Origin of the sequence: Caenimonas sedimenti, from assembly GCF_007833165.1 — a bacterium.
In the GTDB taxonomy this organism is placed as follows: Bacteria; Pseudomonadota; Gammaproteobacteria; order Burkholderiales; family Burkholderiaceae_C; genus Ramlibacter; species Ramlibacter sedimenti.
Map to the genome: position 1 here is coordinate 104,040 of NZ_VOBQ01000013.1, position 25,520 is coordinate 129,559.

Below are 25,520 nucleotides of genomic sequence, written 5' to 3' on the forward strand. Positions count from 1 at the left end.
GTCGTGATGCACCTGGTGGGTGGATGGCCCAAGCTACGCGCGGGGCGGCACAGGCTCGCGCATGAATCCGACAGTGGAAGGGCGCCCCGCCAGGGCCAGCGAGGAAGACAGCTCGGGCGCCTGCGCCAGCAGCCTGCCAGCTCGCCACACCTTCAGCCGATGCGCCCGCAGGCGGATGGCTTCCACCACATCGCGCGCCTGCAGCAGCACGAAGCTCGCATCCTTGCCTTTCCCGATGCCGTAGCCGTCCAGGTGCATCACCTTCGCCGCATTCACCGTCACGGCGTCGAAGCACGCGTGGATGCCGTTGCGGCTGGTCATCTGCGCCACATGCAGCCCCATGTGCGCCACCTCCAGCATGTCGCCGGAGCCCATGCCGTACCAGGGATCCATGACGCAGTCGTGGCCGAAAGCCACGTTGACACCACCGGCCAGCAGCTCCGGCACCCGCGTCATCCCGCGGCGCTTGGGATAGGTGTCGTGCCGGCCCTGCAGCGTGATGTTGATCAGCGGGTTGGCAGTGACGCTGACGCCGCTCTCCGCGATCAGCGGGATCAGCTTGGTCACGTAGTAGTTGTCCATGCTGTGCATGGAGGTGCAGTGCGAGCCGTTGACCCGGCCCTGGAGGCCGAGCCGGTGCGTCTCGAAGGCCAGCGTCTCGATGTGCCGCGACAACGGGTCGTCCGTCTCGTCGCAATGCATGTCCACCAGCTTGCCGCGGCCGGCGGCGGTTTCGCACAGCAGCTTCACGCTGGCCGCGCCTTCGCTCATGGTGCGTTCGAAGTGCGGGATGCCGCCGACCACGTCCACGCCCAGATCGAGTGCCCGCTCGAGATTTTCCACACCGCCCCTGGCGCGCAGCACGCCGTCCTGCGGGAAGGCGACGAGCTGCAGGTCGATGTAGCCGGCCACCCGCTTCTTCACCTCCAGCATCGCCTCCACCGGCAGCATGCTCGGGTCGCTGGTGTCCACGTGGCTGCGGATGGCCAGCAGGCCGCGCGCGACCGCCCAGTCGCAGTACGCCAACGCGCGCGCGATCATGTCCTCGGCTTTCAGCAAGGGCTTGAGCTCGCCCCACAGCGCGATGCCCTCCAGCAGCGTGCCGCTTTCGTTGACGCGCGGCAGGCCGTAGCTGAGCGTGGCGTCCATGTGGAAATGCGGGTCCACGAAGTGGGGTGTCAACAGGAAGCCGTGCGCATCGACGGTCTCTGCGCTTTGCGCGCCGGCGATCGGGCCTTCGGTGATTTCGACGATCTTGCCGGCTTGCACGGCCACGGACATGTTCCTGCGGCCGTCGGGCAGCGTGGCGTCGGAGATCAGCAGGTCGAGCATGGCCGAAGAATACGACGAACGGCCCGCCTCAGCCGCGACGCGCCGGCTGCACCAGCGCCAAACCCACTCCCGCCGCGCAGCAGACCATCGAAGCCCATTGCATCAGCCCCAGCGGTTCGCCATGGACGATGGCGCCGGACACCATGGCCACCACGGGCACCATGACGGAAGACAGCCCGGCGACGTTGGCCGGCAGCAGGCCGACCACGGCGAACCAGGCGGCATTGCCCACCGCCATGGGCACGAGCGTGATCCAGGCGATGACGGCGATGGTCGTGGTGGATGGCATGAACCACGGACCCTCGGCGAATGCAAACGCAGCGATCGTGAGAGGCACGGCTGCGACCAACAACTGCCACCCGGTGAGGACCAGCGACGGCACCGGCACCGGCTTGCGCTTGAGCAGGAGCGTGCCTCCCGCCCATCCCAGGCCGGCGAGCATGCCCAGCGCGAAACCCAGCGGCGCTTTCGCGTACGCACCCAGGCCATTGGCGATCAGGAGCGCCACGCCCAGTCCGCCGATCAGCAGCGCGGCCAGCACCCGCCCGGTCGGACGCTGGTTGAGAAAGAGCCAGGCGATCAAGGCTGCCCACAACGGCATGGTGAAGCCGAGGATGGCCGCCTGCCCGGACGGGATGAGGATCGCCGAATAGGTGCTGGCCACGTTCCAGACCACCAGGTAGGTCACGGTGGCGGCCAGCACGGTACCCCAGTGCGCGCGGGGGATCCGCAGGCTCTCGCCGCGCGCCCGTGCGATGGCCAGCAGCACCAGCCCCGCGCCCACCAGGCTGACCGCGCGAAAGGTCCAGACGGACACTTCGCGCACGGCGATCGGGAACAGGGGCCAGTTGGTCCCCCACACCAGGGTGAGGACGACGACGAGGGGGAGGGCTTTGTTGGCGGACTTGGGGTACGGTTCCATGAACGCCTTGAGAATAGCCGCCCCGCCGTTCGCCTACTTCACTGCCGCTTGCGACTTGCTGTAGACCTCGAGGACCGTGGCGAAGTCGCGCTGGTAGTTGACCGGCACGAAAGTGTCGTTCCCGGGCAGCAGCTTTTGCAGCTGCGCGGGGAACGCATAGCTCATGGAGCACTTCTTCACGCGGGCCTGGACGTCGGCGGGCACGTCCTTGGTCATGATCCAGCTCTCGGTCATGAAGGGCGGACTTTCCCAAAGGGTGCGGACGCTGGAGCCGCGGACCTCACCCTTGACCACCATCCGCGAGAACAGGTCGCTGGCCACGGCGGCGGCGTCGTAGAAGCCGTGCATGACGCCCATGACCGAACGCTCGTGGCCGTTGGAGAACACCACTTCGTAGTTCTTTTCCGGCGTGAGGCCGATGGCCGGGAACAGCGCGCGCGGCGCCAGGTTGCCGGAGTTCGAGGTCGGCGTGGTGTGGGCGATCTTCTTGCCGACCAGGTCGGCTGGCGTCCGGTAGGGGCTGTCGACACGCGAGATCAGGATCAGCTTGTAGCTGTTGGGCTTGCCGGTCGCCTTGTTGCCGGGCACGGCGAACGGTGCCGGCTGGCCGGCGGCCACGATCTGGGGCACCAGCCCGGGATTCACCTGGGCCAGGTGCGCCTTGCCGGACTTGACCGCCTCGATCAGGTCTTTCTCGGGCAGGACGTCGACGTTCGCGGTCTGCTCCAGCGACTCGCCCACCTGGTTGCGCAAGCTGACGTTGGCGCACTGGGCCAGGTGCGAGTAGTAGCCGCCCCAGATGCCCATGGTTTCCTGCTTGGAATAGGTCCTGGGCATGGCCAACACGAGCGGGTAGCGCGCGCCGGCGGCCTTGGGTGCGGTCTCGAAGGACCGGGCCGCGGGCGGAGCGGTATTGCCTTGGGCCAGCGCGCACGGCGCCGCCATGACGCCCAGTGCGGCGGCACTGGCGAGAGCGAATTTCTTCATCTGGGGAAACCTGTCTTGCGAAGTCAAAAAAAGAAGCGGGGCCGTTGCCCCGCAGGCCTCCATTTTGCCTTGCGGACCGGGCAAGCCTTCCAATACATGAGTTGGGCTCAGGAAGACGTTCGTGTTATGCGGCACCGACAACTAGAACAATGCGCCGCCAATCCGGCTCCAGGTCAGCGTTCGCCTTTTCGATAGGGCTTCATCAAGGCCTGCGGATACGCTGCCCGTCGCGCCACCAGCACCAGGGCCAGGATCGACAGCGCATAGGGCAGCATCAGGTAGAGCTGGTAGGGCAGTGCCGCATCCCCCGCCTGCTGCAGGCGCAGTTGCAGGGCGTCAAAGAAGGCGAAGAGCAGGGCGCCCAGCAAGGCCTTGCCAGGTTTCCACGACGCGAACACGACCAATGCCACGCAGATCCAGCCGCGGCCGTTGACCATGTTGAAGTAGAACGAGTTGAAGGCCGACAGCGTGAGGAAGGCGCCGGCCACGCCCATCAAAGCCGAGCCGGCGACGATGGCACCGGTGCGCAGCGCCAGCACCGAGGCACCCTGGCTTTCCGCGGCCTGCGGGTTCTCGCCCACCATCCGGATGGCCAGGCCGAGCGGCGTGCGGTACAGCAGCCAGCCGACAGCGGGCACCAGCAGCAGGGCGAGCAACGTCAGCGGCGTCTGCGCGGCCAGGATGGGAATCCCCAAGGCCTCCATCGGCTGGAAGGGCTGGATCGTGGGCGGTGTGTTGACCTTGGGAAAGCTCACGCGGTAGCCGTAGTAGCTGAGCGAGGTGGCCAGCAGGGTGATGCCGAGGCCGGCTACGTGCTGCGAGAGCGCCAGTGCCACCGTGAGGAATGCATGCAACAGCCCGAACACCGCGCCGGCCAGCATGGCAACCCCCACGCCCACCCAGAGCGGCGCGCCCGCGTACACCGCCAGCCACCCAGCGAAGGCCCCCGCGACCATGATCCCTTCGATGCCGAGGTTCAGCACGCCCGCGCGCTCGCACAGCAGCACGCCGAGCGTCCCGAAGATCAGTGGCGTCGCGATGCGCAGCACCGCCACCCAGAAGGCGGGGTTGGCGAGGATGTCGAGCAGCTCGCTCATTTCCAGCGAACGCGGTACTGTGCCAGCAGCGTTGCCACCAGCACGGAGATCAGCGATGCCGCGACGATCACGTCCGCGATGTAGGTCGGCACGTTGATTGCACGGCTCATCGTGTCGGCGCCTACCAGCACGCCGGCCACGAACACCGATGCGGCCAGCACGCCCAGCGGGTGCAGCCCCGCCAGCATGGCGATCACGATGCCGCTGTAGCCGTAGCCCGGTGACATGTCGAGGGTGACGTAGCCGGTGCGCCCCGCCACCTCGACCGCGCCGGCCAGGCCGGCCAGCGCGCCGGACAGCAATGCGACGCCCACGACGGTGCGCGTGGCCGGCACGCCGGCAAAGGCCGCGGCGCGCGGGTTCGCACCTTGCGCGCGGACGTCGAAGCCGAAAGTGGTGTACTTGAACACCGCCCACAGCAGCACGGACAGTGCGCTCGCGGCGAGCAGCCCGGTGTGCAATCGCGCGCCTTCCACCAGCCTGGCGAGTTCCAGCTCCGGCTTCAGCCCGACGCTCTGGGGCCAGCCCATGGCGGCAGGATCTTTCATCGCCCCGTCCAGCAGGGCCGAGACGCCCAGGAGCACGATGAAGTTGAGCAGGAGGGTGGTGACGACCTCGTCGACTCCCAGCTTCGCTTTCATCAGCGCCGGCCCGAGGAGCAGCAACGCCCCGGCGGCCGCGGCGGCCAGCATCGCCAACCCGAACAGCAGCGCGTTCGGCAGGGCCCAGCCTTCCCCGCCATGCAAGCCGCCGACCGCGACGGCCGCGAGCGCGCCTGCATAGAGCTGGCCCTCGGCGCCGATGTTGAAGAGGCGCGCCTTGAATGCGACGGTCGCCGCCAGGCCGGTCAGGATGAGGGGGGTGGCGCGGGTGAGGGTCTCGGTCCAGGCGAAGACGGAGCCGAATCCGCCCTTCAGCAGGTGGCCCCACGTCGGCCCGACTGGCGCGCCGGCCCACAGGACCAGAAGCGAGCTGACGAGCAGCGTGAAGGCAATGGCACCCAGCGGTGCGAGGGCCATCGCACTGGGCGAGACGACCTGGCGCTTCTCCAGTCTCATGCCGCCCCCGCCATCGCCAAGCCGATTTCTTCGCGCGTCCATTCGCCAGCCGCGCGTGGCGGCGTCAGGCTGCCGGCATGCATCACGGCGATCCGGTCGCCCATGGCCAGGACCTCGTCCAGGTCGTCCGACAGCAGCAGCACCGCGGCACCCGCATCCCGCGCCGCCAGGATCTGCCGCTGCACATAGGCCACCGCGCCGATGTCCAGCCCCCAGGTCGGCTGGTGCGCCACGATCAGTTTCGGGGTCGCGCCGTCCGGTGAGAGCAGGGCGCGGCCCAGGATCAGCTTCTGCATGTTGCCGCCCGACAGCGCGCGTGCGGGGGCATGCACGCCGGCGCCCCGGACGTCGAAGGCGCGCACGATGCGTGCGGCGTGCGCTTGGGCGGCGGCCCTGCGCACGATGGCGCCACGGGCGAATGCCGGGCTGCGCAGGCGCTCGGACACTGCGTTCTCCCAGACCGGAAGGTCGCCAACGATGCCGACCGCATGCCGATCCTCGGGGATGCGGGCCACGCCATGGCGCACCAGCCAGGCCGGCGACGCCTGCAACGGCAAGCCGCCGAGGGTGACCGAACCGGAGCGCGCGCTGCACAATCCACACAGCAAATCCGCCAGTGCCAACTGCCCATTGCCGGAGACGCCGGCGATGGCGGTGATTTCGCCGGCGCGCAGATCGAGCGACACGCCGATCAGCCGCTCGCGGCTGCCCTCGACGCTGACGTTGTGCAGGCTGCAGGCGGCGCCGCCCACGCGGGCCGGCGGCAGGCGCCCGGCCTGTGGCACGTCCTGCCCGACCATCCAGTTGGCCAACTGCGCCTGCGTCGTGTCGCGCGCGGCGGCCTCCGCCACCAGCCGCCCGCCGCGCAGGACGGCCACGCGGTGCGCCACGCGCAGCACTTCGGCCAGCTTGTGGCTGATGAAAATGATGGACAAGCCTTGCGCCACCATCTGGCCCAGTGTGTCGAAGAGCGCCTCGCTTTCCCGTGGCGTCAGCACGGCCGTGGGTTCGTCGAGGATCAGGATGCGGGCGCCCCGGTAAAGCGCTTTGAGGATCTCCACGCGCTGGCGTTCGCCGACGGAGAGCGTACCGACCGCTGCCTCGGGCTGCACGCTCAGGCTGAATCGGCCGGCGACCTCCAGCAGCTTTTGCCGCGCGGCGCCGCGCCGGCTGACGGGCCGCCAGAGCGGCTCGGTCCCCATCAGGACGTTGTCGAGGACGCTCAGGTTGTCGGCCAGGGTGAAGTGCTGGTGCACCATGCCGATGCCCGCGGCCAGTGCCGCCCGCGGCTGGCCCGGCGGCAAGGGCCGGCCGAACACCTCGATGCTGCCTGCATCGGCCGTGTAGTGGCCGAAGAGGATGGAGACGAGCGTGGACTTGCCCGCGCCGTTTTCACCGAGCAGGGCGAGCACTTCGCCAGCCGCCAGGTCCAGCGAGATGCCGTCGTTGGCGGCCAGGGCGCCGAAGCGCTTGGTGATGTTGGCGAGGCGAAGGACCTGGGAGGGGCGGGTCACTTCGTCGTGGCGATCCGTTCGCGGGCCGCCGCGGAACCGGCTTCGCCGGGCCGCTGGCGGCGCCCCCTTGCGCGGGGTCCCCGGGGAATTGCGCAGCAATTTCCTGGGGTGCGTTTGGGGGAGGCGCCGTAGGCGCTTCGGGGGGGAGTCATTTCGCCGTCGACTTGGGCGCCGTGTCGTTCACTTTGACGGTGAACTTGCCCGCCAGGATGTCGGCTTCCTTCGCCTTGACCTTGGTGACGATCTCCGGGGGCACCTTCTTCTCGAACGTGCCCAGCGGCGCGAGTTCGCTGCCCTTGTACTTCATCATGGAGTACTTGCCGTAGTCGTCAGCCTTGAACTTGCCTTCCTTCACGGTCTTGATCGCGAGGTCGACGGTCGGCTCCATGTTCCAGAGGGCGGAGGCGATCACCGTCTCCGGATACTTGTCCTGCGTGTTGATCACGTTGCCGATGGCGAGCTTGCCTTTTTCCTTGGCCGCGTCGGAAACCCCGAAGCGCTCCGCATAGAGGATGTCGGCGCCCTTGTCGATCATGGCGAACGCGGCTTCCTTGGCCTTCGGCGGGTCGAACCAGCTGTTGATGAAGGTCACTGTGAATTCCACCTTGGGGTTCGTCTCCTTCGCGCCCGCCATGAACGCGTGCATCAGGCGGTTGACTTCGGGGATCGGGAAGCCGCCGACCATGCCGATCTTGTTGGTCTTGGTCATGCCGCCGGCGATCATGCCGGTCAGGTAGGCGGGTTCCTGGATGTAGTTGTCGAACACCGCGAAGTTGGGCGCCTGCGGCTTGCCCGAGCTGCCCATCAGGAACGAGACCTTGGGAAAATCCTTGGCGACCTTGCGCGCCGCGGCTTCGACCGCGAACGATTCCCCCAGCACCAGCTGGTTGCCCGCCGTGGCGTATTCGCGCATCACGCGCTCGTAGTCGGCGTTGGCCACGTTTTCACTGGCCTTGTATTCGATCTCGCCGCGGGCTTCGGCGGCCTTCAGCGCCTTGTGGATGCGGCTCACCCACTGCTGCTCGAAGGGCACGGTGTAGATGGCGGCAACCTTCAGCTTGGCCTGGGCAAGCGCCAGGCCGGGGCTGGATACCGCGAGCGCGGCGGTGAGGGCGAGAACGTGGCGGCGGGTCGTGGTCATGGTCGTTGGCTCCTAGTGTTGGGGTCCGGTTCCAGCGTGCAAGCGTCGTGCCAAGCCCGCGCCGCGTCAAGAGGCGGGCGCCAGGTCGAACGCGCGTTCGACCAGCCACCATGTCGCCAGCAGGGCCACGACGAGTGAGCCGGCCTGCAGCACCCCGACGCGATAGAAGCCGGTGGCACGCAGCAGGAAGGCGAATGGCAGGAAGGCGGCAACGATCGCCAGCTGGCCGAGCTCGACACCGACGTTGAACCCGACCAGGGCCAGCACGAGCGCATTTTGCGGCAGCCCGAGGTCGGCCAGAACGGAAGCGAAGCCGAAGCCGTGGATCAGGCCAAAGACGAAAGCCATCACCCAGCGGCGGCGGTCGACCGTCGCCCGCAGGTTGTTCAGGGCGGCCAGCACGACGGAGCCCGCGATGACGGACTCGACCAGGCGCGAGGGCAGGCTGATGACGCCCAGCGCCGCCAGGCTGAGGGTGATCGAATGCGCGACCGTGAAGGCCGTGACCACCTTCAGGACTTCGACGGCGGCCGTGCGCAGGCTGCCCACCGGCTCCCAATGCGACTGGCGCCGGACCAGCACGGCCGGCAGCAGCAAGGCGACGAGGAACAGGATGTGGTCGAAGCCGATCCAGATGTGCCAGACGCCTTCGACGATGTACTGGCGCAAGGTCTCCAGGGCGCTGGGCGCTTTCAGCTGCAGCACCTGCTGCGCGCTCGTGGCGCTGAACACCAGGGCCTGCGGGGTCTCAGCGCCGGGTGCGGACCATTGGACCAGGCCGCGGTGGGTCGGGTCCACGTCGAACAGCAGCGAGTATTTCAGCTCCAGTGGCTCGGCCACTTTCTCGCAGGCGGCGGCCAGCGCCAGTACCGCGTAGGCACCGTCGCTGTGCCTTTCCAGTTGCAGCGGCGCCGACGACGCCAGCGTGCAGGGCTTCCCCTGGGCGGTGAGGACGGCCCGCGCGATCGCATAGGACTGAATGTCGGCCGCCCGTTGCCGCACCTCGCCCCAGGTGAGTTCGCCGTTGCCGTCGCGGTCGAGCTGCAGGACGTAGTCGAGGTCGCGCAGGGCGATGTCCCAGCGGACGGCGACGGTGTTGTCCTGGGTGCGCAGGGTCAGGTAGCTGTCGCTGGGCTTGTGGGCCCAGGAGCAAGGCAACCAGAAGAAGGCAGCGAGCAGCAGCCAAATCCTCGTCATTCCCGCGAAGGCGGGAATCCAGGGCTCCCGGAATTCCAGGGCAGGAAAGCCCTGGATCCCCGCCTTCGCGGGGATGACGGGATGGGGGATCATTTGTCGCCACCCAGTTGCGCCGCAAGTTGCTCCAGCGCCTTGTCCTGGTACCGGTTGCTGCGCAACCACTGAACGGCCGGCTTGGCCGCGGCCGGCTCCTTGGCCGCCAGCGCGGCGCGCATCAGGATTTCCGCGTCGCGCGGTTCTTTCTGCTTCTCGTAGTTGCTGCGCGCCAGCGCCAGGGCGCGCCTGGCGTCGCCTTCGAGATCCAGGGCCCAGCGAGCCGCTTCCTGCTCGTGCAGGCGTTCGCCGCGCTGCTCGGCGGCCTGGAAGCGCGCTTTCAACTGCCCGGTCCACTCCGTCGCCCGTGGATCCCCAGCCGCACGGCCCGCCATCGCCAGGCGCAGCAGCAGGACGTCCGAACGCTCCCAGCCCTCCAGCGCCTTCAGCACTTCCGCCGGCCGACCGCGCAGCAGCAGGAAATCGGCGTACGAGGCCAGCAGGAACTGGTCGGTGATGCGCTGGTCGAGCGCGGTCCGGTAGTGCCGCTCCGCTTCGTCCCAACGCTGCAGGCGGACGGCCATCTCGGCGAGGCGCGTGGATTGCCAGAGCCTGAGTTCGGGCGTCGCGCCCGCCGCCGGGGTCTTGAGGAGCGCCTCATAGGCTTCCTCGAGCCGTCCCGTGCTGGCTTGAACATAGGCAGCGCAGCCTTGCGCGAACAAGGGCGTCGCGACCGCCGCCAGCTTGTCGCACTCAGCCGCCGCCTCGGCGTACCTGGCTTGCACCATGCGGATGGCCGCGCGCCACGAGACGGGGTCGGGAGCAGCGGGATCCAGCGTGCTCGCCTTGTCCAGGCTCGCCAGGGCGCCATCGAAGTCGTGGCTGTATTGCTGCAGCAAGCCGCGCAGCAGCCAGTAGCGGGGCTGGTTGGCCGATGTTTTCTCGAGCGGCGCCAGCGCGGCCGACGCATAGCCGACATAGCGCGGGTCGCCTTGCGCCATGGCGAGATCGAAGTAGCGCTGCGCGATGTCCAGCCGCAGCGTCGCGTCATCGGGCCTGGCCGCCAGTTGCCGCCGCAGCGATTCGACGGTCCGCAATGCCGGGTCGCTGGCGGCCGGCAGCCGCTCCACCACTTCGGCGTCGGACTTTGGCGTGAAAGGCGCGGCGTGGGCGAAGGTCGAGGCCAGCAGCAGGCCGAGGGCAAGACGGCGCATCAAAGGCTATTTGGTCCCGAACATCCGGTCGCCCGCATCGCCCAGCCCCGGCAGGATGTAGCCGTGGTCGTTGAGCTGGCGGTCGATCGCGGCCGTGAAGATCGGCACGTCCGGATGCGCCTGCTGCAAGGCACGCACGCCCTCCGGGCAAGTGAGCAGGCAGACGAACTTGATGGACTTGGGGTTGAGCTCCTTCAGGCGCTCGACCGCGGCGATGGCGGAGTTGCCGGTGGCCAGCATGGGGTCGACCACGATCACGTCGCGCTCGTGCATGTCCTGCGGCATCTTGAAGTAGTACTCCACGGCCGTCAGCGTCTTCGGATCGCGGTACAGGCCGATGTGGCCCACGCGCGCGCCCGGCACCACGCTCAGCATGCCGTCCAGGATGCCGGTGCCCGCGCGCAGGATGGAGACGAAGACCAGCTTCTTGCCGTCGATCACCCTGGCCTGCATCTTCTCCAGCGGCGTCTCGATCTCGACTTCCTGCATCGGCATGTCGCGCGTGACCTCGTAGGCCATCAGCATCGCCAGCTCGTTGAGCAGCCGGCGGAAGCTGTTGGTGCTGGCCTCCTTGTTGCGCATCAGGCTCAGCTTGTGCTGCACCAGCGGGTGGTCGAGCACGTGCACGTTCTTGTTGTCCATGGGTTCCCTCGTCGGCTTGTGATCTAGAAGACGGTGCCGTCGCTCGCCACGCGCAGCGGCGGCAGCCCGCCGCGGTGCCTTTCGGCCAGCGCGCGGCCCGCGGCCCAGGTGCCGCCTTCCAGTACGCAGGCGAGCGGCAGGCGGTTTTCATCCAGGTGCAGTTGCTGGCGTACTTCGCGCGCCAGTTCGTCCAGCAGCGCCACGGTGAGTGCGCGCCATTCGACGATCAGCTCGTCCCCCGGTTGCCAGACTTCGCCCGCCGCGCTCTCGTCGCGCAGGCGCAGCACGCCGCTGTCGAGGAGCAGGCCGCCGTTGCGGTATTCGGGCAGGGCAGTCAACCCGTCGAGCCCGCGCACCTGCACGCCAGCCCATTCGAAGGGTTCCAGCAACGAATAAGTGAGCCACTGCGACAGCTTGTGAAAGGGCACCCAGCCATCGCTCAGGCCTTCGCCGCGCACGGCGGCATGCCGCCAGCAATCGCCGAGCGGAACGCTGGCGATGGCGTTGCTCGCGGGCCAGATGCCCGAGAGCGTCAGCAGCAGCTGCGACAGGATGTCGTGCGCCGCGATGCTCGCCGTCGGCGGGACCTGCGAGCCCCGTGGCGTGACGAGCAGGTCGAACAGGCCCGACGGGCGGCCGTCCGCGCCGAATACCTCGGGCTGTTCGGACATCACCTCGCCAAGCCGGCGCAACAGCACGACGCGGCCTTCCAGGCCCACCAGGGGGTTGCTCTCACTCACCTGGAATGCGGCCCCGAGGCGGTCGGCGACCAACGCGCGCAGGCCTTCGGCGTCCACCTGCAGCGGCCGCGACTTGTCGCTGGAGAACATGCCCGCGGTGAAGGCGTGGAAACTCGCGACGCCCAGGCCCTCGGAGCGGGTGAAGGTTTGGCCGCTGGCAGATTCGACGTATTTCCAGTCGGCGCCCGCGCCCGCGTCGAGCAGCACGCTCACCACCGTCAGGTCGATCATCGAATGCGCCCGGGTCACCGGCTCCGCGTTCGCCAGCAGCTTGTCGAGCTGCGCCTTGCGGTCGACGCCGCCCGCCTCGAAATGGCGCCAGCGGCTGTGGTACGGGATGGCGAGCCGCGGGTAGCGTTTGCGGGTGATCTCCGCGACTTCGCGCGCTGCCGAACCCAGGAAGCCTTCGTCGACGATGAACCAGGCGGATTCCCCATGGCGGGCGCGCGTGAGCAATTGGCGGCAGCGCTCGCGCACGGTCGCGGTGGAACGCAGGGTGGCGGCCGCTTGCGCGGCCTCGTGCTGCGTGCTCACAACTTCCGGCCCTTCGCCAGTTTCAGCGTTTCGGCATCCGGCACCACGCCCGGCGTGAAGTAGCCCGCCGCCTTCTTGGCGTCCATCTCCACCTGGGCGTCGGCGGGGATCAGTTCGTCGGGGATGTTCACGCGCACGCCGACCTCGATGCCGGAGCCGGTGATGGCGTCGTACTTCATGTTGCTCATGGAGACGAGGCGGTGGATCTTCTTCACGCCCAGCCAGTGCAGCACATCGGGCATCAGTTCCTGGAACCGCATGTCCTGCACGCCGGCCACGCATTCCGTGCGCGCGAAGTACTGGTCGGCCGTGTCGCCGCCCACCTGCCGCTTGCGGGCGTTGTAGACCAGGAACTTGGTGACCTCACCCAACGCCCGGCCTTCCTTGCGCGAGTAGGCCACCAGGCCCACGCCCCCGCGCTGCGCGCCCTGGATGCATTCCTCGATGGCATGCGTGAGATAGGGGCGGCAGGTGCAGATGTCGGAGCCGAACACGTCGGAGCCGTTGCATTCGTCGTGCACGCGGGCGGTGAGCTCGATATCGGGATTCGCCAGGTCGCGCGGCTCGCCGAAGATGTAGATCGTCTGGCCGCCGATGGGCGGCAGGAAGACCTCGAGGTCGCTGCGCGTCACGAGCTCGGGGTACATGCCGCCGGTTTCCTCGAACAGCACGCGGCGCAGGTCCGCCTCGCTGCAGCCGAAGCGCTTGGCCACGCCAGGCAGGTACCAGACCGGCTCGATCGCCGCCTTGGTCACCATGGCCGCGCCGCCGGCGGTGAGGAACTTGCCGTCGGCCTTCAGCCGGCCGGACTGCAGCGCCTCGATCACCTCGGGCAGGATCACGTGGGCCTTGGTCACGGCGATGGTCGGGCGGATGTCGTAGCCGGCGGCCAGCTCGCCCGCGAATACTTCGGCGACCGTGGCGCCCCAGGGGTCGAGGCTGACGATCTTGCTCGCGTCCGTCCATTGCGGATAGGGGCCGACCACGTCGGTCGGCGACGTGTTGGTGAGGTCCGCCTTGTGTTCCCGCTTGAGCGCGCCGGCCGCGACGGCGAGCGCGCGGTAGACGCTGTACGAGCCGCTGTGCGTGCCGATGACGTTGCGGTGGCTGCGGTTGGTGGTCGTGCCCACGACCGGGCCGCGCTCGGCCGGCGTGGCCGCGCCCCAGCGGATCGGCAGGGAGCCCTGCAGTCCGGCGTGGGACGTCAGGCGGATGTGGCGGGGGGCCGGAACTTCGGTTGCCATTTCGGGTGCCCTCAAAAACGGCACTCTAACAGGGAGGTCGGGGGTTTCGGGCGGTGCCAGGGGTTGATGGGCTCTCGTAGGCTGGCGGTGAGCTTTCGTAGGCTGGGTTGCGCAAAGCGCACCCCAGCCCTGCGTCATTCCCCGAATTCACCGGGAGCCGAGACAGCTATCCCCCAATCGGCCGGCAACCTCCCGTTCCGCACGAACCGATGGAAGCTCGAATGCGGCCACTCCAACGCCCGCGTGACCATGCCATGTTTCACCGGATTGAAGTGGATGTAGTCGACATGCCGTCCGAAATCCGCATCGTCGCGGACGAGGTGCTCCCAATAGCGGCGTTGCCAGAGGGTGCGCTCGCCCCTGCCACGCATGGCGGAGGCGCACGAGTCCAGTTGGCCGTCCGCCAACAGGCGTTTCGTGAAGCCGCGTTTGATCAGTTGCCAGCGCAGCGGGAAATCAGCGTCGTGCTGCGGTAGTGTCCAAAGCGCGTGGAGATGGTCGGGGAGGACCACCATAGCGTCGATCTGGAACGGATGCGCAGCTTTGACGTGAGTTACGGCTGCCCTCAGCTGGTCGATGTGATCCACGAGGGTGCGCGCACCACGCTCCTGCAGTGTCAATGTGAAAAAGTAGGTCGCGCCGGGAGTGTTCGCGCGGATGTAGCGTCGCATGGCAGTGCAACGCATGAGGCGGATGGTCCGATGACGAGGAAGCTGGGGTGCGCTTCGCGCAACCCAGCCTACGGGCTCACCCCAGCCTACAAGATCAGCCGCCCCCTCAGCGCTTCTTCCCGCCCATGATGCTCCCCAGCACACCGCGCAGGATCTCGCGGCCGACGGTCGTGCCGATGGTGCGGACGGCCGACTTGGCCATGGTCTCGGCCAGGCCTTCGCGCCGGCCGCCGCGGGGACCGGTGGAGCCGAACATCACGTCCTTCAGGCTGCCCATGATCCCGGAGTCGGCATCGGCTGAGCCGGACTTCCCGGCCGCCGCGGTCTCCTGCGCCTCGACGGTGCGTCCCTTGAGCTTCTCGTAGGCGGAGTCGCGGTCCTGCACCTTCTCGTACACCCCCGCCACCAGCGAACCCGCCATCAAGGCCTGGCGCTGCTGCGGCGTGATGGGGCCGAGCTGGCTGCCGGGCGGGTAGACGAAGACCCGCTCGGTGATGCTGGGCCGGCCCTTCGTGTCCAGCAGGCTGACCAGCGCTTCGCCGACCGCCAGCTCGGTGATCGCGGTCTCGATGTCGAGCCCCGGCTTCTGCCGCATCGTCTGCGCCGTCGCCTTCACCGCCTTCTGGTCGCGCGGCGTGAAGGCGCGCAGCGCGTGCTGTACGCGGTTGCCTAGCTGGGCCAGCACGGAATCCGGGATGTCCAGCGGGTTCTGCGTCACGAAATAGACGCCAACGCCCTTGGACCGCACCAGCCGGACCACGAGTTCGATGCGCTCCAGCAGCACCTTGGGTGCCTCGTTGAACAGCAGGTGGGCTTCATCGAAGAAGAAGACCAGCTTGGGCTTCTCGGGGTCGCCGATCTCCGGGAGCTGCTCGAACAGTTCCGACAGCATCCACAGCAGGAAAGTCGCGTAGAGGCGTGGCGAATTCATCAGCTGGTCGGCCGCCAGCACGTTGACCACACCCTTGCCGCCGACCGTCTGCATGAAGTCGTTGATGTCGAGCATCGGCTCGCCGAAGAACTTGTCGCCGCCCTGCGACTCGATCTGCATCAGGCCGCGCTGGATGGCGCCCACGCTGGCGGCGCTGATGTTGCCGTACTGGGTGCGGAACTCGGAAGCGTTGTCGCCCAGGTGCTGCAGCATGGCGCGCAGATCCTTCAGGTCCAGCACGAGCATGCCGTTGTCATCGGCGATCTTGAAGACCAGGTTGAGCACGCCGGCCTGGGTCTCGTTCAGGTCGAGCATCCGGGCCAGCAGCAGCGGCCCCATGTCGGAAACAGTGGCCCGCACCGGGTGGCCCTTCTCACCGAACACATCCCACAGCATCACGGGGCAGGCGGCGGACGCCGGCGCTTCGAGGCCGCGCTCCTTGAGCACGGCGGCCATCTTTTCCGGGATGACGCCGGCCTGGCTGATGCCGGAGAGGTCGCCTTTCACGTCGGCCATGAACACGGGCACGCCGATCTTGCTGAAATTCTCGGCCAGGGTCTGCAGGGTGACCGTCTTGCCGGTGCCGGTGGCGCCGGTGATCAGGCCGTGCCGGTTGGCCAGGCCCGGCAGCAAGTGGGTTTCGACCTTGTCGTTCTTGGCGATCAGCAGCGGTTCGGCCATGGTGAGTCAAAAGTAGAATGCAGGTCTTCATAGAGTACAGCAGAAGAGCTGGCAAGGAACATTCGTGGCGGGACACAGCAAATGGGCGAACATCCAGCACCGCAAGGGCCGCCAGGACGAAAAGCGCGGCAAGGTGTGGACGCGCGTCATCCGTGAAATCATGGTCGCGGCGCGCCAGGGCGGGGGGGATCTCTCCGCCAATCCACGGCTGAGGCTGGCGGTCGCGCAGGCCAAGGCGGCCAACATGCCCGCCGACACCATCAAGCGCAACATCGACAAGGCCACCGGCAACCTCGAAGGCGTGAGCTACGAGGAAATCCGGTACGAGGGCTACGGCATCTCAGGCGCCGCCATCATCATCGACACCATGACGGACAACAAGGTCCGCACCGTGGCCGAAGTGCGGCACGCCTTCAGCAAGTACGGCGGCAGCATGGGAACGGCCGGCTCGGTGGCGTTCCAGTTCAAGCACGTGGGCCAGCTGGTCTTCGCGCCCGGCACCAGCGAGGACAAGGTGATGGAGGTGGCGCTGGAAGCGGGTGCCGAGGACGTCATCACCGATGAGGACGGCGCCATCGAAGTGCTGACGGCCTATGCCGATTTCGAAACGGTCAGGAACGCCCTGGAGGCCGCCGGCCTGAAGCCGGAACTGGCCGAAGTCACCATGCGGCCCGAGAACACGATCGATCTCGCGGGCGATGACGCCGCGAAGATGCAGAAGCTGCTGGACGTGCTGGAAGACCTGGACGACACCCAGGCGGTGTTCCACAACGCATCGCTCTAGCGCATGAACGAGTCTGAAGCGGCGCTCGAACGCATCGAGCAACTGCTGCGCGAAGGCAATGCCCTGCGCAGTGAAGCCATCGCGCTGCAACGCGAGTCCATCGAGATGCAGAGATCGCTGCTGGACGAGCAGCGCGCCCAGATCGCCCGGGCCAGCCAGGTCAACGACGCCGCGCTCGCCGTCAACAGCGGCGCGCTGGCCATCCAGCAGAAGGCGCGCAAGCTGTTCGTCGTCATCATGCCCATCCTCATCCTCCTGATCGGTTACGTGAGCTACCTCCTCTTCTTCCGGCCCTACGCATGAAAGTCCTGGTCATCGGCGGCGGCGGCCGCGAACACGCGCTGGCCTGGAAGCTGGCGCAATCGCCCAAGGTGCAGGCCGTGTACGTGGCGCCCGGCAACGGCGGGACGCTGCTGGACGCGCGGCTGGAAAACGTCCCCATCACCGACCTGCAGCAACTGCGCGACTGGGCTCTGGCGGAGAAGATCGCGCTCACGGTCGTGGGGCCCGAGGCGCCGCTGGCCGCCGGCGTGGTCGACGACTTCCGGGCCCACGGCCTGCGGGTGTTCGGTCCGACGCGGGCGGCGGCGCAGCTGGAAAGCTCGAAGGCGTTCTCCAAGGCCTTCATGCTGCGCCACCAGATCCCCACGGCGGAATACGACACCTTCACCGATGCCGCGGCGGCCCACGCTTACGTGGACCGGAAGGGCGCGCCCATCGTCGTCAAGGCGGACGGCCTGGCGGCAGGCAAGGGCGTGGTGGTGGCCATGACGGCGCAGGAGGCGCACGAGGCCATCGACTTCATGCTGCTGGACAACAAGCTGGGGGTGGCCCACAACGCAGGCGGTGCGCGGGTCGTCATCGAGGAATTCCTGCAGGGCGAGGAAGCCAGCTTCATCGTGCTGTGCGACGGCAAGAACGTCACCGCGCTGGCGACGAGCCAGGACCACAAGCGCCTGCAGGACAACGACGAAGGTCCCAACACGGGTGGCATGGGCGCGTATTCGCCGGCCCCGGTGGTCACCCCCGAAGTGCACGCGCGCGCCATGCGGGAAATCATCCTGCCGACCATCCGCGGCATGGAGAAGGACGGCATTCCCTACACCGGGTTCCTCTACGCCGGGCTGATGATCGACGCGCAAGGGCGGCCGAAGACCCTGGAATTCAACTGCCGCATGGGCGATCCGGAGACCCAGCCCATCATGATGCGGCTGAAGTCGGACCTGTACGACGTGATGATGGCGGCCACCTCCGGTGGCCTCGACCAGCTCGACCTGGATTGGGACCGCCGGGTCGCGCTGGGCGTGGTGATGGCCGCCGCCGGCTACCCGATGGATCCGCGCAAGGGCGACGCCATCACGGGCCTGCCCAAGGAAACGGACGATGCCGTGGTCTTCCATGCCGGCACCGTCGGCAAGGATGGCGCGACGCTCACTGCAGGCGGGCGGGTGTTGTGCGTCACCGCGCTGGCCGAAACCGTCAAGGCGGCGCAGCAGCGCGCCTATGAAGTGCTGGACGGCATCCAGTTCGATGGCGCGCAGTTCCGCCGCGACATCGGCCACAAAGCGATCCGCGGGTGACCATGGCAGCCGCGCCGGTCGATGAGGTCCGCACCTGGCTGGTGGGCCTGCAGCAGCGAATCACGAGAGCGTGCTCCGAGGTCGACGGCCGGGCGTTCGTGGCCGATGCGTGGCGCAAGGATCCGGGCGAGCCCCTGCAGGGCGACGGCGTGACGATGATCCTGGAGGAGGGCGCCGTCTTCGAACGCGCGGGCTGTGGGTTCTCGCACGTGCGCGGGCCGAAGCTGCCACCCTCGGCCACCCAGAACCGGCCCGAACTGGTGGGAGCCGCCTTCGAGGCGCTGGGCGTCTCGCTCGTCTTCCACCCGCGCAATCCTTACGCGCCGACTGTGCACATGAACGTGCGGATGCTGGCGGCGTTGCCACCAGGCGCCGAACCCGTGTTCTGGTTCGGCGGCGGCATGGACCTCACGCCGTACTACGGCTTCGAGGAAGACGCGGTGCACTTCCACACCGTGTGCCGCGACAGCCTCGCGCCGTTCGGTGCCGACAAGTACCCGCGCTTCAAGGCCTGGTGCGACGACTACTTCTTCCTGAAGCATCGCAACGAGCCGCGCGGCATCGGCGGCATCTTCTTCGACGACCATTTCGAGGGCGGTTTCGAGGCGAGCTTCGCAATGCAGCGCGCGGTCGGGGACGCTTTCCTCGACGCTTATCTGCCGATCCTGCGGCGGCGCAAGGACGCCTCCCATGGCGAGCGGGAGCGCGCCCACCAGCTGCTCCGCCGCGGCCGCTATGTGGAGTTCAACCTGGTCTGGGACCGCGGGACCCATTTCGGCCTGCAGTCGGGCGGCCGCACCGAATCCATCCTCATGTCGATGCCGCCGCATGCACGCTGGGCCTACCAGGCGCAGCCGGAACCGGGCAGCGCCGAAGCGCAATTGCTCGAGCGCTTCCTGGTCAAGCGGGACTGGTTGTGAGCGGCACCGCCCCGCGCGTCGGCCTGTTCGGCGGCGCCTTCGACCCGCCGCATGTCGCCCATGTGGCCCTGGCGGAAGCCGCTGTGCGGCAGTTCCAACTCGACGTGCTGTACGTGGTGCCGACCGGCCGTGCCTGGCACAAGGCGCGCAACCTGACCGGCGCCGAGCACCGGCTGACGATGGCCCAGCTGGCATTCAAGCCGGTGACGCGCGCCGTCGTGGATGAGCGCGAGATCCTGCGGCCGGGCCCCACCTACACCATCGACACCCTGCGCGAGCTGGCGCGCGACCTGCCCGGCGCCCGCCTGCACCTGCTGATGGGCGAGGACCAGGCCGCGAGCTTCACCGCCTGGCGCGAGTGGGAAGACATTGCCCGCCTGGCGGAACTCTGCGTCGCGCGCCGCGGCGCGCAGGAAACCGATGGCGTTGCAGCCCTGCGGGCCTTGCCGGGTGCCCGGGTTCACGACCTGCAATTGCCCCGGATGGGGGAAAGCGCCACCGACATCCGCACCAAGCTTGCCGCCGGGCAGGACATCACCCGACTGGTCCCCGCCGGGGTTGCCAGTTATATTGAACGCCATCGCCTTTACCTGACCCCCTGATGACCCAAGAGACCGCCGCGAAGAAAGACACGCAAAAACTCCAGCGCGCCATTGTCGATGGCCTGGAAGATGTCAAAGCCCAGGACATCCAGGTCTTCAACACCGAGCACCTGTCGCCGCTGTTCGAGCGCGTCATCGTCGCGTCCGGCACCTCGAACCGCCAGACCAAGGCGCTCGCGCACAGCGTGATGGATTCGGTGCGGGAGGCCGGCTTTCCCAAGCCCCGCATCGAGGGCGAGGACAACGGTGAATGGATCATCGTCGACTGCGGCGCGGCCGTGGCGCACATCATGCAGCCCGCCATCCGCCAGTACTACCACCTCGAGGAGATCTGGGGCGACAAGCCGGTGCGGCTGCGCCTGGGCGCGGCCAAGCCGGCCATGCCGGTGAAGGAACCCGAGCCGGCGCCGGCGAGAAAACCGACCGCGCCGTCGCTGCGCCGCAGCAGTGCCGCCAAGACGGCCCTGCGCGACGCCGAGCGCGAGGCGCGGGCGGCCAAGGGGGCCCCCGCCAAGAAATCGGCGGGGAAAAAGGCTGCTCCGGGCAAGTCCGGCGCTCCCGTCAAGACGGTGAAGGTCGCGGCCAAGAAGACCACGCCCAAGCGCTCCGCGCCGGCCAAGTCGGCCCCCGCGGCGAAGAAGTCCGCCAAGCCCGCGCCGCGCAAACGCTGAGCATGAAGCTGCTGGTCGTCGCGGTCGGCCAGCGCGTGCCCGACTGGGCGCAGGCGGCCTGGGACGACTACGCGAAGCGCTTCCCGCCGGAGTCCCGGCTGGAACTGAAGGCTGTCAAGACCGAGCCGCGCGGTTCCAAGACCCTGCCCACGCTGCTGGCGGCGGAGCGCGAGCGCATCGCCGCTGCCGTGCCCAAGGGCGCCCGCATCGTGGCGCTGGACGAGCGGGGCACACCCCTGACCACCGTGGCGCTCGCCGCCAAGCTGCAAGCCTGGCAGCTGGAGAACGACGTGGTGGCGCTCGTCATCGGCGGCCCCGACGGCCTGGACCCCGCGTTCAAGCAGGCGGCGCACGAGCGCATCCGCCTGTCCGACCTGACGCTGCCGCACGCGATGGTGCGGGTGCTGCTGGCCGAGCAGCTCTACCGGGCGTGGTCCATCGATGCGAACCATCCTTACCACCGTGAGTAGTCCGGGCTTCCTCTACCTGGCGTCGCAAAGTCCGCGGCGCCGGCAATTGCTGGAGCAGCTCGGCGTGCGGCACGAACTGCTGCTGCCCGGCCCGGACGAGGACAGCGAGGCGCTGGAAGCAGTGCGGCCCGGTGAGGCACCCGCCGCGTATGTGAAGCGCGTGACCGGCCTGAAGCTGGAGGCCGCCGTGGCGCGCCTGGTGCGGCGCGGACTGCCACCGGCACCGGTGCTGTGTTCGGACACCACGGTGGCGCTCGGCCGCGCGATCTACGGCAAGCCGGAGGACGCCAGGGACGCGGCGCGCATGCTGAGCGAACTGTCAGGCCATACCCATCGAGTCCTCACGGCGGTGGCCGTGCAGAGCGGCCGCCGCCGTTTCGACGCATTGAGCGACTCGCGCGTCACCTTCGCCAAGCTAACGCCGGCGCAGATCCGCGGATACATCGCGGGCGGCGAGCCCACCGGCAAGGCGGGTGCCTACGCCGTGCAGGGGACCGCCGCGGCCTTCATCACCCGCATCGCCGGCTCCTACACGGGCATCATGGGCCTGCCCCTGTTCGAGACGGCGCAGCTGCTGCGCAAGGTGGGCGTCCGCTGGGGCTGAGGTATCCTGCGCCGCATGCAACAGGACATCCTGGTCAACTGGTCGCCGCAGGAAACGCGCGTGGCCATCGTCGAGAGCGGCGCCGTGCAGGAGCTGCACGTCGAACGCACGCTGGAGCGCGGGCTGGTCGGCAATGTGTACCTCGGCAAGGTCGCACGCGTGCTGCCGGGCATGCAGTCCGCCTTCATCGACATCGGGCTGGAGCGCGCGGCGTTCCTGCACGTGGCCGACGTCTGGCAGCGCCAGCCCGACGGCGAGCCGCCGGCAGCGGTGCGCAACAGCCAGCCGCAGGTGCCCATCGAGAAACAGGTGTTCGAAGGCCAGGCGCTGATGGTGCAGGTGATCAAGGACCCCATCGGTACCAAGGGCGCGCGCCTGTCCACGCAGATCAGCATCGCCGGGCGCCTGCTCGTCTTCCTGCCGCAGGACGACCATGTGGGTGTGTCGCAGAAGATCCCGAACGACCAGCGCGAGGCCCTGCGCAAGCGGCTCTCGCAATTGATCGGCGCGGCCGGCGGCGGCTTCATCCTGCGGACCAACGGCGAGGACGCGAGCGACGCCGAGCTGGCCGAGGACATCGCGTACCTGCGCAAGACGTGGACGCGCATCCGGGAAGCGTCCACCCGCCTGCCGCCGCCGGCGCTGCTGCACCAGGACCTGAACCTGCTGCAACGCGTGCTGCGCGACCTGGTGACGGAAGAGACGCAGACCATCCGCATCGACTCGCGCGAGCAGTTCCAGCTGCTGTCCGAGTTCGGTGCCGAATTCATGCCGGCCGCCGCGGGGCGGCTGCAGCTGTACAAGGGCGAGCGCCCGATCTTCGACCTGTATTCAGTGGACGAGGAGCTGTCCAAGGCGCTCGGGCGACGGGTCGAACTGAAGTCGGGCGGCTACGTGATCGTGGACCAGACCGAGGCGCTGACGACGATCGACGTCAACACCGGCGGCTTCGTCGGCTCGCGCAATTTCGACGACACGATCTTCAAGACCAACCTCGAGGCGGCCCACGCCATCGCCCGCCAGCTGCGCCTGCGCAACCTGGGCGGCATCATCATCGTGGACTTCATCGACATGCAGCGCGAGGACCACCGCGATGCCGTGCTCGCGGAGTTTCGCAAGCAGCTCGCGCGGGATCGCGTGAAGACGATGGCGGGCGGCTTCTCGAACCTGGGGCTGGTGGAGATGACGCGCAAGCGCACGCGCGATTCGCTGGCGCACCTGCTGTGCGAGCCTTGCACCTGCTGCCAGGGCAAGGGCACCGTGCGCACCGCGCGCACGGTCTGCTACGACATCCTGCGGGAGATCCTGCGCGAGGCGAGGCAGTTCAACCCCCGTGAGTACCGGGTGGTGGCGGCGCCGCAGGTCGTGGAGCTGTTCCTGGACGAGGAGAGCCAGCACCTGGCCGGGCTTTCCGACTTCATCGGGAAACCCATTTCGCTCCAAAGCGAGAGTGCCATGGGCCAAGAGCAGTACGACATCGTGCTGCTGTAGCTGGGGTTCGCCTGCGGGCTCACCGCCAGCCTACATGCGGTCCGTGCGGTCGCGTAGGCTGGGGTGAGCCCGCAGGCGAACCCCAGCACGCTCACCTCCGTGCCAGCAGCTCCAGCGCCTGCGCCGCCACCCGCTCCGGCGTGATCGCCATCAGGCAATCCGCGCGGCTGTCGCGATGATCTTCACAGCCGGCCTTGCCGCAGGGCACGCAGTGCAGCGTCGCTTGCATCAGCGTGACTTGACCGATTGATTGTTTCGGCGCCTGGCGCTGGAAGCGGATCGGCTGCGCGCCGTCCGCCGGCCAAGGCGCCCAGCGCTGCGGATTCGTCGGCCCGAAGATCGCGAGCACGGGCGTGCCGCAGGCGGCGGCCAGGTGCGTCACCGAGGTGTCCGGGCCGATGTAGAGCGCCGCGCCGCGCAGCAGCTCGGCGACCTGGTTGAAATTCAGCACGCCGGCATCCACCAGCTGATCCGGCGGCGCGGCGCCCTCCATCGCCGCCACGGTCTCGCGGTCGCCGGCACCCGGCCCGCCGGTCAGCACGACTTGCCGCCCGGCCAGCGCGAGCAGGCCGATCAGCTCGCGGAAGTGATCCGGCGGCCACTGCTTGTAGCGCCACATCGATGGCGTGTGCACGACCACGTAGCCGGGCGCGAGGCGCTGCCGCAGGGCTTGCGGCAAGGCTTCGCCGGAGGGGCCGACCAGGGCGCTCTCCGGTGCCGCGTGGCCTTGCCACGGTGCAAGCAAGGCCAACCGCTCCCGCACCACATGCACGTCCCCAAGGTCGCCCGCCAGCGGCACCGCGTGGCGCAGCGCCCGCCGCTTCCACCAATGACTGCCGCCACCCGCGGCCAGCAGCCCGGCACGCTCGCGCCCCGCGACCCAGCCGATCAGGTGCGCCCGGTCACCGGGGTCGGCCACCAGGGCCAGGTCGTAGCGGCGCCACAGGCCAGCGAACAGGCGCAGCCACCGCACGGGGCTGGCACGCATCGGCATCGCGATCGTGGTGTGGATATCGGGGTTGCCGCGCAACATGCCCAGCGTGCCTTCCAGCCCCAGCACGTCGATGCGCGCATCGGGCCATTGGCGCCGGGCGGCGCGGATCAGCGGCGTGGTCAGCAGCACGTCGCCGATCTGGCGCGTCACCACCACCAGCACGGAGCGCATGGGACCTTGACCTAGTGATGCAGCCGGCGCACCAGCAGCCAGGCCATCAGGCAGCCGTAGAAGTGGCCTTCGACGTAGTCGAGCAGCAGCGAATTGAACAGGCACCCGGTGGCGAAGGCCAGGGCCACCGAGCCCACCGCGCCGGCCCAGGGGCTGCGGTCTTCGCCTTCGCGCAAGGCTCGCCAGAACGGCCAGGCCAGCCAGAGCATGAACAGCACCAATGCCGGCAGGCCGCCGGCGCCCAGCTGCATGAGGTATTCGTTGTGCGGGTTGTCGGCGGTGCTGCCCAGCACATCGCGCGAACCATTGTGGCGGGGCGCGGAGGCCCTGGCGAACTCCGTCTGGTAGTTCTGCCATCCGGTGCCCAATACCCAGTTCTCGCGCGCGACGATGAGCCCGTTGCGGAACAGCTCGATGCGTGCGCCGGTGGAGCTGTTGGCCACGACCACCCCGTTGTTGGTGGCCTGCGCATCCTTCCAGGTTTCCACCAGGCGGAGGCGGACCGGCTGCGACATGGATGCGACGAAGAGGCCGCCGACCAGGATGGCCATCATGACCGGCAGGCGCCAGCGGTGCGGTGCGGCGCGGTAGGCCGCGCAGCCCAGGAGCACCAGCAGCACGAGGTGGCCAGTCCGGCCCTCCCCCGCGAAGATCACCGTGATGCTCAGGAAAATCGCGGCGCCATAGGCCAGCCACTTGCGCAAGGCGCCCAGCCGGCCATGCTCGAACAGCAGGTAGGCGCAGACGGCCAGCCCGAAACCGGCCGAAATGCGGCGCGAATGCAGGAAGGGCCCGAGTTGCGGGATGAGCGGCGACAGCCAGTGCATCGCCGCGAAGACCAGGGCACCCACCATCAGCCCGCTCGAGAAAGCCTGCGGCCGGCGCGCAATGCGCATCATGGCCCAGAGCAGCGGCAGCATCAGCAGCTCGTGGTAGCGGTTCAGTGCTCCGACGCTCGACCAGGTGAGTCCTTCGCCGATGAAGGTGCGCATGGCGATGTAGGCCAGCAGCACGAGGCCGATGCCCAGGACCGGCTCGCGCCAGGGCTTCAGGCGCCAGATGCGCAGGGGCGAGAGGAAGCACAGACAGAGCAGCGCGAACAGCGAGATGCTGGTGCCGGCCGTGGAGAACAGCAGGAAGAATCCGAGGCAGCCCAGGCCGGTGGTCAGCACGCCTTGGAAGGCGCGCTCGCTCCAGGCGACCGCCGGCCGTCCCACCAGGTCATCTGGCACCACGGCGCTCATTCGGCTTCCCTCCGTCCTGCGGACTTCGGGGCTGAGCGCCTTCGGAGCGGC

At 68.5% G+C, this 25,520-nt stretch carries 25 protein-coding genes; 9 read left to right on the forward strand and 16 right to left on the reverse strand.

Features of this window, described 5'->3' with window-relative positions; genetic code table 11:
- Positions 1 to 33: 33 nt before the first annotated feature.
- The 14 genes from FN976_RS16730 to FN976_RS16800 form a co-directional block, all read right to left on the reverse strand.
- On the reverse strand, positions 34 to 1,332 hold the full coding sequence (locus FN976_RS16730; protein ID WP_145894185.1) for an amidohydrolase family protein: 1,299 nt from the start codon (positions 1,330 to 1,332) through the stop codon (positions 34 to 36).
- Between the two features lie 28 nt (positions 1,333 to 1,360).
- Complete coding sequence (locus FN976_RS16735; RefSeq protein WP_145894186.1) at positions 1,361 to 2,254, reverse strand: DMT family transporter; 894 nt, start codon at positions 2,252 to 2,254, stop codon at positions 1,361 to 1,363.
- Between the two features lie 33 nt (positions 2,255 to 2,287).
- On the reverse strand, positions 2,288 to 3,241 hold the full coding sequence (gene phnD, locus FN976_RS16740; RefSeq protein WP_255440509.1) for a phosphate/phosphite/phosphonate ABC transporter substrate-binding protein: 954 nt from the start codon (positions 3,239 to 3,241) through the stop codon (positions 2,288 to 2,290).
- A gap of 173 nt (positions 3,242 to 3,414) precedes the next feature.
- On the reverse strand, positions 3,415 to 4,338 hold the full coding sequence (locus FN976_RS16745; RefSeq protein ID WP_145894187.1) for an ABC transporter permease: 924 nt from the start codon (positions 4,336 to 4,338) through the stop codon (positions 3,415 to 3,417).
- A complete protein-coding gene (locus FN976_RS16750) occupies positions 4,335 to 5,396 on the reverse strand; it encodes an ABC transporter permease (protein ID WP_145894188.1) in 1,062 nt (353 codons plus the stop codon). Before FN976_RS16750 ends, FN976_RS16745 begins: the two co-directional genes overlap by 4 nt.
- Complete coding sequence (locus FN976_RS16755; protein WP_145894189.1) at positions 5,393 to 6,910, reverse strand: ABC transporter ATP-binding protein; 1,518 nt, start codon at positions 6,908 to 6,910, stop codon at positions 5,393 to 5,395. The genes FN976_RS16750 and FN976_RS16755 overlap by 4 nt, the downstream gene beginning before the upstream one ends.
- A gap of 148 nt (positions 6,911 to 7,058) precedes the next feature.
- Entirely contained in the window at positions 7,059 to 8,051 is a 993-nt protein-coding gene (locus FN976_RS16760) for a BMP family protein (protein WP_145894190.1), read from the reverse strand.
- A gap of 66 nt (positions 8,052 to 8,117) precedes the next feature.
- Positions 8,118 to 9,341, reverse strand: a complete 1,224-nt coding sequence (locus FN976_RS16765; RefSeq protein WP_349291385.1) for a HupE/UreJ family protein — start codon at positions 9,339 to 9,341, stop codon at positions 8,118 to 8,120.
- Positions 9,338 to 10,495 (reverse strand): tetratricopeptide repeat protein, encoded by a 1,158-nt coding sequence (locus tag FN976_RS16775; RefSeq protein ID WP_145894193.1) that lies wholly within the window; start codon positions 10,493 to 10,495, stop codon positions 9,338 to 9,340. Before FN976_RS16775 ends, FN976_RS16765 begins: the two co-directional genes overlap by 4 nt.
- 6 nt (positions 10,496 to 10,501) lie before the next feature.
- Positions 10,502 to 11,137: a uracil phosphoribosyltransferase gene (gene upp / locus FN976_RS16780; RefSeq protein ID WP_145894194.1), complete on the reverse strand. Its 636-nt coding sequence runs from the start codon at positions 11,135 to 11,137 to the stop codon at positions 10,502 to 10,504.
- A 23-nt stretch (positions 11,138 to 11,160) separates the two neighbouring features.
- Positions 11,161 to 12,411, reverse strand: coding sequence for a URC4/urg3 family protein (locus FN976_RS16785; RefSeq protein ID WP_145894195.1), 1,251 nt, complete (start codon positions 12,409 to 12,411; stop codon positions 11,161 to 11,163).
- Positions 12,408 to 13,655, reverse strand: a complete 1,248-nt coding sequence (locus tag FN976_RS16790) for a GTP cyclohydrolase II (protein WP_145894196.1) — start codon at positions 13,653 to 13,655, stop codon at positions 12,408 to 12,410. Before FN976_RS16790 ends, FN976_RS16785 begins: the two co-directional genes overlap by 4 nt.
- A gap of 134 nt (positions 13,656 to 13,789) precedes the next feature.
- Positions 13,790 to 14,326, reverse strand: a complete 537-nt coding sequence (locus FN976_RS16795; protein WP_145894197.1) for an REP-associated tyrosine transposase — start codon at positions 14,324 to 14,326, stop codon at positions 13,790 to 13,792.
- A 106-nt stretch (positions 14,327 to 14,432) separates the two neighbouring features.
- Positions 14,433 to 15,938 carry a helicase HerA-like C-terminal domain-containing protein gene (locus tag FN976_RS16800; RefSeq protein ID WP_145894198.1) on the reverse strand — a complete coding sequence of 502 codons (1,506 nt, stop codon included), beginning with the start codon at positions 15,936 to 15,938 and terminating at the stop codon, positions 14,433 to 14,435.
- 64 nt (positions 15,939 to 16,002) lie between these two features.
- Between FN976_RS16800 and FN976_RS16805 the strand changes: the two genes are divergently transcribed.
- From FN976_RS16805 to rng, 9 genes are read left to right on the forward strand one after another with little or no spacing between them, the layout of a single operon-like run.
- Positions 16,003 to 16,722, forward strand: a complete 720-nt coding sequence (locus FN976_RS16805) for a YebC/PmpR family DNA-binding transcriptional regulator (RefSeq protein ID WP_145894199.1) — start codon at positions 16,003 to 16,005, stop codon at positions 16,720 to 16,722.
- Positions 16,723 to 16,725: 3 nt separating this feature from the next.
- The gene (locus tag FN976_RS16810; protein ID WP_145894200.1) at positions 16,726 to 17,025 is read left to right on the forward strand and encodes a hypothetical protein; all 300 of its coding nucleotides are present in this window, start codon (positions 16,726 to 16,728) and stop codon (positions 17,023 to 17,025) included.
- Positions 17,022 to 18,302 (forward strand): phosphoribosylamine--glycine ligase, encoded by a 1,281-nt coding sequence (gene purD / locus FN976_RS16815; RefSeq protein WP_145894201.1) that lies wholly within the window; start codon positions 17,022 to 17,024, stop codon positions 18,300 to 18,302. The genes FN976_RS16810 and purD overlap by 4 nt, the downstream gene beginning before the upstream one ends.
- 2 nt (positions 18,303 to 18,304) lie before the next feature.
- Complete coding sequence (gene hemF, locus FN976_RS16820) at positions 18,305 to 19,222, forward strand: oxygen-dependent coproporphyrinogen oxidase (protein WP_145894351.1); 918 nt, start codon at positions 18,305 to 18,307, stop codon at positions 19,220 to 19,222.
- Positions 19,219 to 19,824, forward strand: a complete 606-nt coding sequence (gene nadD, locus FN976_RS16825) for a nicotinate-nucleotide adenylyltransferase (RefSeq protein ID WP_349291386.1) — start codon at positions 19,219 to 19,221, stop codon at positions 19,822 to 19,824. The genes hemF and nadD overlap by 4 nt, the downstream gene beginning before the upstream one ends.
- Entirely contained in the window at positions 19,824 to 20,495 is a 672-nt protein-coding gene (gene rsfS, locus FN976_RS16830; RefSeq protein WP_145894202.1) for a ribosome silencing factor, read from the forward strand. Before nadD ends, rsfS begins: the two co-directional genes overlap by 1 nt.
- A gap of 2 nt (positions 20,496 to 20,497) precedes the next feature.
- The gene (rlmH, locus tag FN976_RS16835; RefSeq protein ID WP_145894203.1) at positions 20,498 to 20,965 is read left to right on the forward strand and encodes a 23S rRNA (pseudouridine(1915)-N(3))-methyltransferase RlmH; all 468 of its coding nucleotides are present in this window, start codon (positions 20,498 to 20,500) and stop codon (positions 20,963 to 20,965) included.
- Positions 20,958 to 21,569, forward strand: a complete 612-nt coding sequence (locus tag FN976_RS16840; RefSeq protein ID WP_255440511.1) for a Maf family protein — start codon at positions 20,958 to 20,960, stop codon at positions 21,567 to 21,569. Before rlmH ends, FN976_RS16840 begins: the two co-directional genes overlap by 8 nt.
- Positions 21,570 to 21,584: 15 nt before the next feature.
- A complete protein-coding gene (gene rng, locus FN976_RS16845) occupies positions 21,585 to 23,060 on the forward strand; it encodes a ribonuclease G (protein WP_145894205.1) in 1,476 nt (491 codons plus the stop codon).
- Between the two features lie 91 nt (positions 23,061 to 23,151).
- On the opposite strand, the gene FN976_RS16850 is transcribed toward rng, so the two are convergent.
- On the reverse strand, positions 23,152 to 24,225 hold the full coding sequence (locus tag FN976_RS16850; protein WP_145894206.1) for a glycosyltransferase family 9 protein: 1,074 nt from the start codon (positions 24,223 to 24,225) through the stop codon (positions 23,152 to 23,154).
- An 11-nt stretch (positions 24,226 to 24,236) separates the two neighbouring features.
- On the reverse strand, positions 24,237 to 25,469 hold the full coding sequence (locus FN976_RS16855; RefSeq protein ID WP_186510927.1) for an O-antigen ligase family protein: 1,233 nt from the start codon (positions 25,467 to 25,469) through the stop codon (positions 24,237 to 24,239).
- Positions 25,470 to 25,520: the final 51 nt, after the last annotated feature.